10 protein-coding genes are annotated in these 13,308 nt (G+C 64.5%); 2 read left to right on the forward strand and 8 right to left on the reverse strand.

The genetic code is table 11. The features are described from left to right. Positions 1 to 68: 68 nt before the first annotated feature. The gene (locus OQE56_RS18650) at positions 69 to 1,262 is read left to right on the forward strand and encodes a class I SAM-dependent methyltransferase (protein ID WP_267226361.1); all 1,194 of its coding nucleotides are present in this window, start codon (positions 69 to 71) and stop codon (positions 1,260 to 1,262) included. 16 nt (positions 1,263 to 1,278) lie between these two features. On the opposite strand, the gene OQE56_RS18655 is transcribed toward OQE56_RS18650, so the two are convergent. The 4 genes from OQE56_RS18655 to OQE56_RS18670 form a co-directional block, all read right to left on the reverse strand. Continuing rightward, positions 1,279 to 3,261, reverse strand: a complete 1,983-nt coding sequence (locus OQE56_RS18655) for an LTA synthase family protein (RefSeq protein WP_267226363.1) — start codon at positions 3,259 to 3,261, stop codon at positions 1,279 to 1,281. Positions 3,262 to 3,401: 140 nt separating this feature from the next. Further along, on the reverse strand, positions 3,402 to 4,646 hold the full coding sequence (locus OQE56_RS18660; RefSeq protein ID WP_267226365.1) for a multifunctional CCA addition/repair protein: 1,245 nt from the start codon (positions 4,644 to 4,646) through the stop codon (positions 3,402 to 3,404). 1,086 nt (positions 4,647 to 5,732) lie between these two features. Continuing rightward, complete coding sequence (locus OQE56_RS18665) at positions 5,733 to 6,677, reverse strand: complex I NDUFA9 subunit family protein (protein ID WP_267226367.1); 945 nt, start codon at positions 6,675 to 6,677, stop codon at positions 5,733 to 5,735. 14 nt (positions 6,678 to 6,691) lie between these two features. Continuing rightward, entirely contained in the window at positions 6,692 to 8,767 is a 2,076-nt protein-coding gene (locus tag OQE56_RS18670) for a transglycosylase SLT domain-containing protein (RefSeq protein ID WP_267226368.1), read from the reverse strand. 209 nt (positions 8,768 to 8,976) lie between these two features. Here OQE56_RS18670 and OQE56_RS18675 point away from each other — a divergent pair, with 209 nt between their 5' ends. Further along, entirely contained in the window at positions 8,977 to 10,596 is a 1,620-nt protein-coding gene (locus tag OQE56_RS18675; protein WP_267226369.1) for a glycoside hydrolase family 17 protein, read from the forward strand. Here OQE56_RS18675 and OQE56_RS18680 read toward each other — a convergent pair. The 4 genes from OQE56_RS18680 to OQE56_RS18695 all read right to left on the reverse strand — a co-directional run. Continuing rightward, the gene (locus tag OQE56_RS18680; RefSeq protein ID WP_267226371.1) at positions 10,498 to 10,932 is read right to left on the reverse strand and encodes a hypothetical protein; all 435 of its coding nucleotides are present in this window, start codon (positions 10,930 to 10,932) and stop codon (positions 10,498 to 10,500) included. The genes OQE56_RS18675 and OQE56_RS18680 overlap by 99 nt on opposite strands. Continuing rightward, entirely contained in the window at positions 10,929 to 11,738 is an 810-nt protein-coding gene (locus OQE56_RS18685) for an endonuclease/exonuclease/phosphatase family protein (protein WP_267226383.1), read from the reverse strand. The genes OQE56_RS18680 and OQE56_RS18685 overlap by 4 nt, the downstream gene beginning before the upstream one ends. A 109-nt stretch (positions 11,739 to 11,847) precedes the next feature. Continuing rightward, complete coding sequence (locus tag OQE56_RS18690) at positions 11,848 to 12,504, reverse strand: thiol:disulfide interchange protein DsbA/DsbL (protein ID WP_267226373.1); 657 nt, start codon at positions 12,502 to 12,504, stop codon at positions 11,848 to 11,850. Positions 12,505 to 12,551: 47 nt separating this feature from the next. Next, a partial coding sequence (locus tag OQE56_RS18695) for a thiol:disulfide interchange protein DsbA/DsbL (RefSeq protein ID WP_267226374.1) occupies positions 12,552 to 13,308 on the reverse strand: 757 nt, incomplete at its 5' end.

Genomic DNA, 13,308 nt, shown 5'->3' on the forward strand with positions numbered 1-13,308 from the left:
TCCTCCCCCTCACGAGGCTATGGCGGGGCTTGGGTTATTCTTTGCCGGTTTCCCAGCAGGCTGCAGGCATGTCTTTCGAACTTCCCGATCCCGGCGCCGACGAGCGCGTCCATTCCGACCGGCTGCTGACGCGCCTGCGCGAGGAAATTGCCGCGCACGGACCGATGCCGTTCTCCCAGTACATGGAGCGTTGCCTGTATGCGCCTGGCCTGGGCTACTACAGCGCGGGCAAGACCAAGTTCGGCGAAGCCGGTGACTTCATCACCGCGCCGGAACTGGGTGAACTTTTCGCACGCTGCGTGGTGAATGCGACTTACCCGGTGTTGGAACTGCTGGGCGAGGACGCCGATTTTCTCGAACTTGGCGGTGGCAGCGGCTCCTTTGCCGAAGCTGCGCTGAAAGCGTTTGAGGCCAGTGGCACGCTGCCGCGCCGCTATTACATCCTCGAGCCCAGCGCGGACCTGCGCGAGCGTCAGCGAGAGCGCCTGCTCAACGCCCTGCCTGCCAGCGTGTTCGCGCGCGTGCTGTGGTTGGATCGTCCGCCGGAGCAGGACTGGCGCGGCGTGTTGTTTGCCAATGAGGTGATCGATGCCTTGCCGACGACGCGTTTTGCCATGCGCGCAGGCGAGGTTTACGAGGAGTATGTGACGCTGGATGGCGAGGGCCGCCTGATGCGCGTCGACCGTCCCGCCGATGCGCTTGTATCCGGTGCGGTGCGTCACGTCGAGCGGGATATCGATACCGAATTCCGCGACGGCTATCGCTCGGAAGTCCTGCCGCAGCTGCCGTACTGGATTCAGGCGGTAGCCGGTTCACTCACCGCCGGCCTGATGCTGTTTATCGACTATGGCTACGTGCGCCGCGAATACTACTTGCCCGAACGCAGTGACGGCACGTTGATGGCGCACTATCGGCATCGGGCGCACAACGATCCGCTGTACTTGCCGGGGTTGAACGACCTCACCGCATCCGTCGATTTCACCGCGCTCGCCGAAGCAGGCAACAACGCGGGGTTCGGCGTGGCCGGCTACATGCCGCAAGCGCAGTTCCTGATTGGCAGCGGTTTGCAGGCAGCGTTTGAGTCAGCTTACGAAAACGCCTCGGATGAAACGGTGCGTTACCGCCTGGCTCAGGAAGTAAAGAAACTCACGCTACCCGACCAGATGGGCGAGCGCTTTCAGGCGATGCTGTTCGCCCGCAACATGGACGTGGTACCGCTGCCTGCCGAGCTGCTGGAGTCGGATCAGGGCGACCGGCTATAAGCCGGCCGCCCACGGGTTACCGCGATTCGCTCGCGGGAGTTTGGGGCTGCACGGGCGTACTGTCGTCCTGCCGGCGCTGCAGCTTGCCGTGTTTGAACAGCGTCGAGGCCACCTGATAGTAGGCCGTCGTATCGTCAACCTGACGCTGGTCGACTGGCGTGTTGGGCACGGCGTCGCCGTTGTCGTAGTCGGGGCGCACCTGTTCCAGCTTTTGCTGGGGCTCGAGCACGGTGAGCACGTCACCCTGCAGATAGCCGAGTTTCTCGTAGGTGGCGGGGAAGGCGCGCTCGCGGCCGGGTTCAAGCTGAAAGATGTCCGCGCCGAAGAAACGGCTGCGGTAGCTGAAGTTCAGCATGCCAAGCATTGTGGGAATGATGTCCACCTGTGACATCAAACGAGAAACGCGTTGTGGCGCGACATGCGCGGGCGAGTAGATCCACAGCGGAATGTGATAACGATTGACCGGCACGCTGGTGCGTCCCGCGCTAGACGCGCAGTGGTCAGCCGTGATCACAAACACCGTGTTGTCGAAGTACGGCCGGGTTCGTGCGCGCTTGAGGAAGTCGGCGATCGACCAGTCGGTGTACGCCACGGCGGCTTCGCGCGTGCCGTCCTGTTGCGTCACGCGGTTGGCTGGCACCGTGAAGGGGCGATGATTGGATGTGGTCATGACGTGCAGGAAAAACGGCTTGCCCTGCGCGTTCGCCTGATCCATCTGTTTCAGCGCCAACGTATACAGATCCTCGTCGGCCACGCCCCACACATTTTCATGATGAATGGTCTCGCCCTTGGCGATATCGCTGCGATCTACCGCGCGATAGCCGTTATGCGAGAAGAAGTAATTCATGTTGTCGAAATAACCGTAACCGCCGTACACGAAGTCCGACTGATAGCCCCGGTCATTGAAGACGTTGGCCACCGAGAACAGGTTCTCGTTGTTGTGCGCCTTCACGATGGAGTCGCCCGGGGTGGGCGGCACCGACAGCGACAGCGCTTCCAGTCCACGCACCGTGCGGGTGCCGTTGGCGTAGAGGTTGTCGAAGAACATGCTCTGGCTGATCAGCGCATCGAGATTGGGCGTGATGCCTCGCGTATCGCCGAACGCTTCGAGGAAGTCGGCCGAGAAACTTTCGACGCTGATCAGTACGACGTTGAGATGCTTCTCCGGCCCGGCGTGGCGGATCTCGCGGGTGAGATCCGACGGATCGTCGCTGATAAACGTGGCTTCCGGTGTCTTGACCAGCTCGCGCACACGCTTGAACGCTTCGTCCTGGGGCAGGGTGCGATAGAAGCGCGCATAGTCCAGATGGCTGCTGCGGAAGGCGGCAAAAAACTCGTACACGCCGTTGCCGGACAACTCATTGACATAGGCGTTATCGGTACGGTCTTTGTGCGTGCCCTTAAGCGCAAACGCCGTGACCACCGTGATCAACAGCCAGACCAGCGCCACTTTGCCGCGCTGCATGAAGTGGGTGCCGCCATCGCGGGCCTGCAAACCACGACGCGTCAGCCACACGATCACCAGCGTAGCCAGCGACAACAGGCTGATCCAGGTGCCCAGCGGATACGACTCGCGGATATTGCCGATCACCTCGGTGGTGTAGACCAGATAGTCCACCGCGATGAAATTGAAGCGCGTGCCGAACTCGCCCCAGAACACCAGCTCCGAAGCGCCGATGAACATCAGCGTGAACAAAAGCACTGCGCCGCCGCCGTACAGCAGCCACTGGCCCGTGCGCGACACGTAGATGCGTTGTGGTACCAGCCACAGATAGAGCACCAGCGGCCATGCCAGATAGACAAAGGCGACCAGGTCATACGCCATGCCCACGCCGAACGCATAGGCCCAGTACAGCGGGTTGAGCGGCACGCCGCTGCCCGCCATAACCAACAGGGCGACGCGCGTAAGCGCGCCAATCACCACATAGCAGATGGCCAGCCACAACAGCGGACGAAACCGCTGGCGTAGCAGCGAGGGCAGGTTAGGCGCAGTGGACACGTTGGACTCCGGGGTGAACGTAATGCCCCGTTTGACCAAACGGCGACAAGCAGCCCGCCTTTATACACGTCCTGGGATTCGCCTGGAAATCAGCCAAATACCTGCCAAGGCCATCTTCCGCTGACGTGGTCCGGTGTCGTTCAGCGGTTGTCAGTGGAAGCCATGGATTGCTTCAGCGCCGCAATGGCGGCCACGCGTGCGGCGGTCATGGCGTCGCCGATGGCAGGTCCCTTGAGTCCCTCCGCGACAAACGGCTCCGAACGCACCGCTGCCGCGGCATCGCGCGCGTGGCGCAGATAGTCGGCCTGCGGGTAGGCATCGTTCTCGTGGTCGAGGCGGCCGCGTTTGTCTGCTTCGCAGGCAGCGAGGAACAAATCCAGCCGCTCCGGACGACGCAGTGCATCCAGCGACGACAACACACGCAAGACGGTGGCCGGCTTCAATTCGAATGCGCGATGTGCACTGAGATGTTCGCGGCAGACGTGCTCGGCCAGCACCGCATGTTCGGTGGGCACTTTCAGGCGGGCGGTCAGGCGTTGCAGCGGTGGTACGCCCGCATGCTCATGCCCCACATGACGAGGCAATTCACCTGTGGGCGTAAGCGCCTTGCCGAGATCATGGGTCAGCGCACAGAAGCCCACCACATCATTGCCAGGCGCGATGCGCGCCGCCATGTCCAGCACCATCTCTACGTGCACGCCGGTATCGATCTCCGGATGAAACTCCGCGCGTTGCGGCACGCCATACAGTGCATCGACTTCGGGAAACAGCACAGCAAGTGCACCCGATTCACGCAGCACGCGCAGGAAAGCCGATGGCTGCGCCTCGCCGAGCGCTTTGCGTGTTTCCTGCCACACCCGTTCGGGCACAAGATGATCCACCTCGCCCTCGCGCACCATCTGCTGCATCAGCGCCATGGTTTCGGGAGCGACGGTGAAACCCAGCGGTGCGAAGCGTGCGGCGAAGCGTGCGACGCGCAACAGGCGAACGGGGTCTTCGACAAAGGCCGGCGAGACATGACGCAGCAGACGCTGCTCAAGGTCGCGCGCGCCATGGAAGGGATCGACCAGATGGCCGTCTTCGCCTTCGGCCATCGCATTGATGGTGAGGTCGCGCCGGGCGAGGTCGTCTTCCAGCGTCACGGAAGGATCGGCGTGGAAGGCAAAGCCGTGATAGCCACGGCCAGTTTTGCGCTCGGTACGCGCGAGCGCGTATTCCTCGCCGGTTTGCGGGTGCAGGAAGACCGGGAAGTCCTTGCCTACGGGGCGGTAGCCCTGTGCGAGCAAGTCGTCCGGATGTGCGCCGACGACGACGTGATCGCGGTCAGCGACGGGCCTTCCCAGCAGTTTGTCGCGGACGGCGCCGCCGACGAGATAGATGCGCATGGGGGGATTTTGACATGGGGGCGGCTGGTGGTTCTTTTGGGTGGTTGTCGGGGCTGGCTGGCGCGTGGCGCTTTTGGCTCCCTCTCCCCTCCGGGGAGAGGGTTGGGGTGAGGGGCGGGTGCTCGCGACATGGTTGATTCCCCTCACCGTCATCCCTGCGAAGGCAGGAAGCGCTTCACAACAGCCGAAGGCTGGTCATCCAGTGCCTTTGCTCTTTCGCCGTAACTTAGCGATACCGCCCCCTGGCTCGCCTGCGGCGGGCTTCCGCTGTCCTGCCGGACAGCGGGTCACTTCTCTTTGCGTGGCCAAAGTGAAGTAACCAAGAGAAAGGCCACCCCGATGGCGCGCCTTCCGGGCGAAGCCCGGAAGGTTCGCGGGCGGGTTACGGGGTTTTTCGACAGGACATCCCTGTCCTGTCGAAAAACTGGCCGGCATCCGTGCCGGCCACCCTTCGGGCTGATCCTCCACCCGCCCGCCGCGCCATAGGGGCCCGGAGGTCAAGGGCGGAGAGCCAAAGCCAAGAGCAAAAGCCAAGAGCAAACAGCAAAGAGCAAACAGCAAAGAGCAAACAGCAAAGAGCAAACAGCAAAGAGCAAACAGCAAAGAGCGATGTGCAGCTTTGCTGCGCGAGCCTTTGCGCTCTTGATCTGAGGGGCCCCTGTGCGGCGGTGAGGGTTGGACGATCAGGCCCCGTAGGGGTGCCTGGCATGGATGCCAGGCACTTTTCGTCAGGGCAGGAAGCCCTGTCGAAAAGCCCGGCCGACCCTCACGGACTTGCCGGGCTATCAGCCCGGCAAGCGCCAAGCGGGGTGCCTTTTCTCTTGGTTACTTCTCTTTGGGCAAGCAAAGAGAAGTGACCCGGCGATCGGCAGATCGTCGGAAGCCCGCCGCAGGCGAGCAAGCTGGCGGAAACGTCACACCAGAGCAAAAGCGAGAAATAGAAACGTTACCGCGAGCACCCGCCCCTCACCCCAACCCTCTCCCCGGAGGGGAGAGGGGGCTAAGAGCCGGGATGCCGCACCGTTAGCTGGCCTTCGAAAACGCGAAGATCAAAGTGCTCACGCACAGCGCCACCATCCAGCCACCTCAAAACGACCTCTTCCTCGCCAGCGTCATCCGCCGCTGCCGCGACGACTGCTTCAACAACACCGGCAACCAGGCAGAAAACGGCTGCGGCACAATGCCCAGTGCGGCATAACCATCGACCTTGCCCACCGAATCGGTGCGCAGCGAGCGGAAGTTGTCCAAGGAGAACGGCTTGCCAGGCAACAGTTCCGCAACCTGCGCCTGCAACCGGCCGAGACTGTCGGGCAACGCGACGATCGGCGTGCGCACACCCATGACGTCGCGGATCTGGTGCACGATGTCGCCCAGCGTAAGCACTTCCGGACCATAGAGCTCGAAGCTCTGATCGACACCGAGCTTGTCGTCGGCCACGCAGCGCGCGATGGCCTCTGCCACGTCGCCCGCCCACGTTGGCGCCATGCGTGAAGGTGCGCGTGCGAGGGGAAGCACGGGCATCTGGCGCAGCAAGGTGGCAAACCGATCCACCAGACCACCACCTTCGCCAAACATCACACTCGGCTCGTAGATGGTCCAGTCGATCGTCGCGTTGCGCACGTGCGATTCGGCTTCGCCCTTGGTCTTGAGGTACTGCGACAGGCCTTGCCCAGCCTTGAGCGCACTCATGTGATGCAGGCGAGGCACGCCGGCAGCGTGGCAGGCAGCAATCACACGCTGCGTCAGTTCGACATGCGCGTGGTGAAATGTCTGCTCGCCGAAGGCGTTGAGAATGCCGACCAGATTGATCACCGCGTCGGCGCCCTCGAAATGCCGGCGCAGGGCGTTGCCGTCGTAGACGTCTACGCTGCGCACACGCACGGATGGCAGCACGCTCATCTCGCGTTTGCGTTCGCGGTTGCGCGACAGCAACAGGATACGGTGGCCATCGGCTGCCAGTCGTGGCAGCAGGTGTGAGCCGACGAAACCGGTGCCACCCAGTACCACCAGTTGCTGTGCCTTACGAATCAAAGGTGATCTCCCCATCAGTGCGCGCTGCCGTTGCCGGACGTGGTTGCCGGCGGCGCCATGCTGCTGGCCGGTGCCGCCGAGGCGGCTCCGGCCGGCGCCGGGACGGCGGGACAGGCCACCAGCTTACGCTCACTGCGGCTGTCGGGCAGTCGGTAGGCGTCACCGATGGGTGTCATCCGCTGCGAAAGCGTCGTCGCGTTGCCGTGCTGGCGCCAGTCATAGATCACCGCGAACGACATCACGCGCGCCACGTACTCGCGGGTTTCCTTGTACGGGATGGTGGCGACAAACAGGTCCGGTGGCAGCGAGCCGCGCGCTTCGAGCCATTGGTCGACCTTGCCGGGACCGGCGTTGTAGGCAGCGCTGGCCAGCCAGATGGAGCCGCTGAAGCGGGAGGCCATCTGCGCGAGATAGCGCGTGCCGAGAATGATGTTGGTGACCGGGTCATACAGGGTGTCGCCGCCGCCCCAGTTGAGGCCGTTGCGCTTGGCGACGAGCGCGGCGGTGGAGGGCAGCAACTGCATCAGGCCTCGTGCGTCGGCACCGGAGCGGGCATCGCTCATCCAGGCGCTTTCCGCGCGAAGAATGGCGTATGCCCACGACGGATCGATACCGGCCTCCTGCGCCTGCGGCACCACGCCGTCCTGGCTGGCGAGCGGGAAGCGCTGCTCGTAGTAGCGCAGCGCGTCGCCGGTGTTGAAGGTGAAAATCGCGCGGTCATACCAGCCACGGCGATAGGCGAGGCTCACAGCGAGTTTCTGTGTGTCGGGGTCGGCACCGTCCAGTGCCTGCGTCCACTCGCGGCGTGCCTGCTTGGGCATGTCCACGGCGTACAACTCGAAGGCACGCTGCAAGCCTTGATTGGCCAGCAGGGTACGTTCGCGTTGCGGATCGCTGTTGAGCGAAATCTGGCAGATGCCGTAGGGGGCGTTGATGCGATCGGCCGCCAGGAAGCCGAAGAATGTGGGCTCCTGCGCCAGCGAGCTCAGCACGCGTTGCGCGTCGTCTTTACGGCCAAGTTCGGTTTGTGCGCGGGCGCGGAACCAGCGCCATTCGCCATCCTGTTGTTGCGTCGGCGGCATGGCATCGATCGCAGCAAGCGCAGCCTTCCAGTCCTGCTGCGCCAGCGCTGCACGCACGCGCCATTCGCGGCTGACATCGGTCTGCACCGAAGCAGGCAGTGCGATAAGTCGGTCCAGCGCGCTTGCGTCATAGTCGGTCGCGTGGAACAGCGCGAGCGCGTACATCACGCGGTTGCGCTGATCCGGCGTAAAGGCGAATTGACTTTGCAGCTTCTGCCAGGCGTTGTCGGCGGTGACGGACTGTCGCCGCGCCAGGCGTTCCAGCGCCAGCATGGCGGCCTGACGATCACGCGGCGTGTCGTTCCACTGGTTCGCCGCCGCGACGGCGCCACTCGGGTCGCTCAATGCCATGGCGATGCGTTTGGCCATCGGTGCCTGATCTGCGGGCAGCCAATCGGCGATGGCATTGATGGTGCCCGGCTGTACGGCATCTGCCGCGCGATCAATGCGGTCCCACACGCGTTGGGTGGTGAGCAGGCCTTGATCGTGTGCAGCGTTCAGCACCGGATCGCACGCACTGGGCAGCTTGGGCTTGACCCACAGCGCGCTGAGGTCACGGTCGAAATCGAGCGGCGTGCCCTTGCTCAGCTGGGCCTGCAATGCATTGCAGGTAAGGGCGTCGCCAAGGCCGGGCTGGTACATCGCGAGAAAATTGTCCCAGTCCTGCCGGCGCGCCAGTTCATTGAGAAAGTCGCGGCGCAGATCGCTGGCGGTCAACAGACCGGGATAACGCTTGAGGTAGTCCTCGACCTGAGGGCGCGTCACCTGGCGGATGTCGTGCGTGAGGGAGGCAGCTTCCAGGTAGGGGTAAAGCGGGTAGCTCTCCAGTCCCTTGGACGAGGCGCGCCAGCCATCACCGCCCTGCTGAGCTGCCGCGTAGGCTTGCTTGAAGGCGCTGCGCTGAGCGTCGGTGGGCTCGGCCGCACTGGCGGCACCGGCCAGCAACAGGCCGGCCATCACGGTAAGCAAGCGTCGGGCGCATAGCCGCGGTGCTGCGCGTAGGGACATGACAACTCCTTTTTTTGCCTACTCCGGCGCAGGGTACTTCGCGGGGTTCCGCAGGGGGCGGCGCGCTGCGCGGGACGAAGCAGGATGGCCAACGCCCGCTGAGCGTGGCGTGAAACAGCATTCCAGGCCGAAGACGTACATGGCGTGGCCGGGCCGGCTGTTAGAATCGGCGGCTCGCGGCGCCGCGTCCGGCGCATCTCAGGAAGTGCATGTCGCCTACGTCCTCGCCGTCGTCCCGTGTAGTGCCGCTCGTGTGGCTGATCCTTGTCGCCGCCGCGGTATGGGGTGCGCTCTGGTGGTGGCAAATTGGCCGCCCGGTACCCTTGCCGGACGCGCCCACCGCGCGCATTGCCTGCGTGTCCTACGCGCCGTTCCGCAAGCCGGGCGAGACACCGCTCGATCCCAAGGCGTTCGTGAGCCCGGAGCGTATCGACGCGGATCTGCGCGCACTCTCGGAGCGCTTCGATTGCGTGCGCACCTACTCGCAGGGCGCGGGCCTTAATGCCGTGCCGGAGATCGCGCAGCGTTACGGCATGAAGGTGCTGATGGGTATCTGGCTGGGCCGCGATCAGGCGTTGAACGAACGCGAAGTACAGATGGGCATCGCGACGGCCAAAGCGCATCCGGATGTGTTGCGCGGCGTCATCGTGGGCAACGAGGTGTTGCTGCGCGGTGAGCAGTCGTCGAAGGCCCTGACTGCTTACATCACCCAAGTGCGCAATGCGATCCACGACACCCACGTGCCGGTGACCTATGCCGACGTATGGGAGTTCTGGCTGCGCTATCCGCAGATGGCGGACGCGGTGGACTACCTCACCATCCACATCCTGCCGTATTGGGAAGACGAGCCCGTGGCGCCTCAGGACGCGCTGCAGCATGTGGCAGAGGTCTACGCGCGCATGAAGACCCGCTTCCCCGGACGCGCCGTGATGATCGGTGAAACGGGCTGGCCCAGCGAAGGACGGCCGCGCCGCCGCGCCAGTGCCAGCCTGGTGAACGAAGCGCGTTATATGCGCGACTTCCTTCGTTACGCCGGCAGCGTGGACATGCCGTACAACGTGATCGAAGCCTTCGACCAGCCCTGGAAACGCGCCCAGGAAGGCACAGTGGGCGGCTACTGGGGCATTTTCGACGTCAATGCGCGGCCCAAGTTCTCCATGCAGGGTCCGGTGGTAGAGGAGCCGCGCTGGGCACTTGGCTGGCTGGCGGGTCTGGCAGGCGCGGTCTTGTTCGTGCTGGCGGGCTGGTGGCGGCGGTACCTGCGCACCTTGACCGGCCGGTTTGCGCTGGCGATCGCCGGATTTGCCGCCGGCACCTCCATCGCGTGGCAGGGGCGGCGCATGCTGTTCGACTGCCGCAACGAAGCGGAGTGGGTGTTCACAACCCTGCTTTGTCTTGCGGCGCTGGGTACGGCGGTTCTGCTGGGGCGCTGGATCGCAGCGCGGCTGGCCCAGGTGCCTGCCAATGCGGCACCGGGACGGGGTCTGCGTTTTGTCTGGCTGTTCGGGCTCAGCTTCTACGGTCTGCTGATGGTGTTCGACGGCCGCTATCGTGACTTCCCGCTGGGGCTGTTCTGGCCGCCTGCAGTGGGCTATCTGCTGGCTGCGCTGCTGGAAACCGGGCGCAGCACGGTGGTGCCCTCGGTGGAGGAGCGCTTCATCGCGTGCTTGTTGCCGGTGCTGGCTGCTGTGGTGGTAGCGCAGGAGAGCGGGCTTAACCCGTCCACCTGGCTATGGCTGAGCGTGAATCTGGCCTTCGCCGGCGCGGTGCTGGTCGAGTGGCGCCGTGGACTCCGACTGCAGGCGTACCAGCCGCAGGCAGCCTACTAGCAGCGCGAACGCGCCCGGGGCAAAGCAGTACAGCAGCAGCGCCACCAGGCCGGTGGCGGCGGCGAGCCATGCGAAGAAGGTATTTTTGCGGATCAGTGCCAGCGCTGCGGCAGCGAGCGCGAGCCAGCCGTAGATGCCCATCTGGTAACCGAAAATGCCGGCCAGAATGAAGCCTTCCACGGTCAGGTGCCGGATCTTGCAGGCCAGCGCCTGGCCGGCTTCGCACGTATGCGCCATATCGGCCGATTCCACCAGGCCGTAACGCAGCACGCCGGCGCCCACGCCGATGGCAATCAACAGCAACCAGGGCGTGGCAAGGCTCAGAACTCGTTTCATCGGCGCAGTCGGTGGGGGCGGGGGGCGATATGGTCGGGCAGCCTGATCTCGGCCGCCAGCGGCAGGTGGTCGGAAAAAGCCTGCGGCAATGCCCAGACCTTGTCGAGGTGGATCTTTTCCGACGTGAGGATGTGGTCCAGCGCGCGGCGCGGTTTCCAGCTCGGAAACGTCGGCGTGGCCTGCTCAGGCGGCACGAGACTGGATCTGGCGAACAGATGCCTCATCTCGTTGCTGCGGATCTCGGTATTGAGATCGCCCATCAGCACGGCATGTGGGTAGTCCTGCAGCACTTCGGCAATGAAGCCGAGCTGTTTCGCGCGGGCAGGTGCGCTGAGCGACAGGTGAGCAATCATGACCGCCAGTGCATCGGCACCTTCGCCGAAGCGCGCGAGCAGGGCGCCACGGCCCGGAATGCGGCTGGGCAGCGGGTAGTCGAGCACGCTGGTCGGCTCGAGCCGGCTGATCAGGCCGTTGGCCGAATGCGCCAGCCGGACCATCGGGCGGTTCGGTTGATGGCTCCAGAATGGCATGCCGGCCGCCTCGGCCAGATACCGCGTCTGGTTGAGGAAGCCAGAGCGCAGGCTACCGGCGTCGGCCTCCTGCAGGCCGATCACATCGAACTGCGGCAGCAGTTCGGCCAGCCGGTCGAGATTGTCCAGCTTGCTGCGACCCGGCAGCACGGCTTTGAGACTGCGCGTGACGTACTCGCTGTAACGCTGCACGCTGGCACCGGCCAGGATGTTGCAGCTCAGCAGACGCAGGCGACGCTCGGGGACGGCAGCGGGGGCGGGATTGGCGCGATTCATGGGGCGGGCAGAGTAGTCGCAAAAGGTGACCGTCGCCATCCAGGCGACGGTCAACTCCATAAGCATGCCCGGCGGGGTGTGAACGCGGGGAAAGTCCCCGCAGAGCGCCTTACTTGGCGCCCGCCAACTCGCGCTTGGCCAGCCACTGGGCCACGGCGGAGAGTTCGTCCAGCGTCTTCACGTTGGCCGTGCGGTATTTGCCGTCGACCACGATGGTTGGCGTGCCGTCCACCTGCCACTGCTGCACGAGGGCGGCGTCCTTGCGGATCTGCGCCGTCACTTCGTCCGAGGTTGCGATACGCATGAAGTCTTCGCGCTTCACGCCGTTGCGGGCGTAGAAATCGGCGAGCTCATCAAGGCTGGATATCGGGTAGTGCTCGTCAAACTTCGCCTTGAACAGTGCCAGGTGGGTCTGCTCGAGCACGCCCAGCTTCTGCGCTGCGTAAAACGCGCGGGCATAGGGCACCCACTCGTCGTTAAAGGCGGCGGGCATCAGCTTGAATACAACACCTGGCGGCAACTGCTTGCGCATCGCCTCGGCGGCCTGGGCGAAATGAGCGCAGTGGATGCAGCCGTAGGAGAACACTTCGACCACTTCCACCTTGCCCGCGTCGCTTAGGCGATGAGCGGGAGCGGCCAGCGTCACGTACTCGGCGCCGTCGGTGTAGGGGGTCGGTTCGTTGGAACCGGTAGCTGTGCAGGCGCTGGCGAGCAGCAGGCCAGCGAACATGGCAACAGCGCGCAGAGAGGCAAAACGTTTGAACATGGGCGGTACTCTCAGTAGACGGGTGGTGGAGACGCAGTCAGACGGGCTTATTTGCCGGCTGCTTCCTTGGCCACCAGCCACTTCGTCAGCTCCACTGCCTGGTCGTAGCCGCCAGCCTGACGCGGCGTGACGCGGTACTTGCCGTTCACGACGATGGTCGGCGTCTCTTCCACACCGTAGGCCTTGAGCAGATCGTCAGCGCGCTTGACCTTGGTGTTGATGGTGAAGGAGTTGGCCACTGCCACGAACTCCTTGGGGTCGGCGCCGAACTTGGCGTAGACCTTGGAAGCGTCCTCGAGCGTGGGCAGGGCCGAGGTGGGCTTGAGGCCAGCACCCTGCATGGCGCTCAGTTCCTGCGTCTTCCACACCGCGTCGTACATGGCGTCATTGGCCTTTTCCGCCACGCCCAGTGCCTGGGCGGTGAGGAAGGCGCGCTGCAGCATCGGCCAGTTTTCCTGCGGCATGAAGGAGGCCGGCAGGTAGGCCACGGCGGCGTTGGCGGGCAGCTCCTGCACCAGCTTGTTCATGGTCGGGTGGAACTGATTGCAGGCCGGGCAGCCGTACGAGAACACTTCGGCCACTTCAATCTTGTCGGTATTGCTGACCTTGGACTGGGCCGGCTCGAGGCGGACATAGTTCTTGCCTTCCACCCATTTGCCGTCGTCCACGAACGCCACGGCCGGCGCGGGGGCAGGTGCCGGAGCCTGCGCTGCGGTGGCGGCGGGCGCCGGAGCGGCCGTGCTGGCAGCCGCCGGAGCGGCGGCCGTCGACGCGGCCGGCGGCTGGGCGGCAGATCGGAAGAGC

Origin of the sequence: Dyella silvae (assembly GCF_026421305.1) — a bacterium.
GTDB classification, from domain to species: domain Bacteria; phylum Pseudomonadota; class Gammaproteobacteria; order Xanthomonadales; family Rhodanobacteraceae; genus Dyella; species Dyella silvae.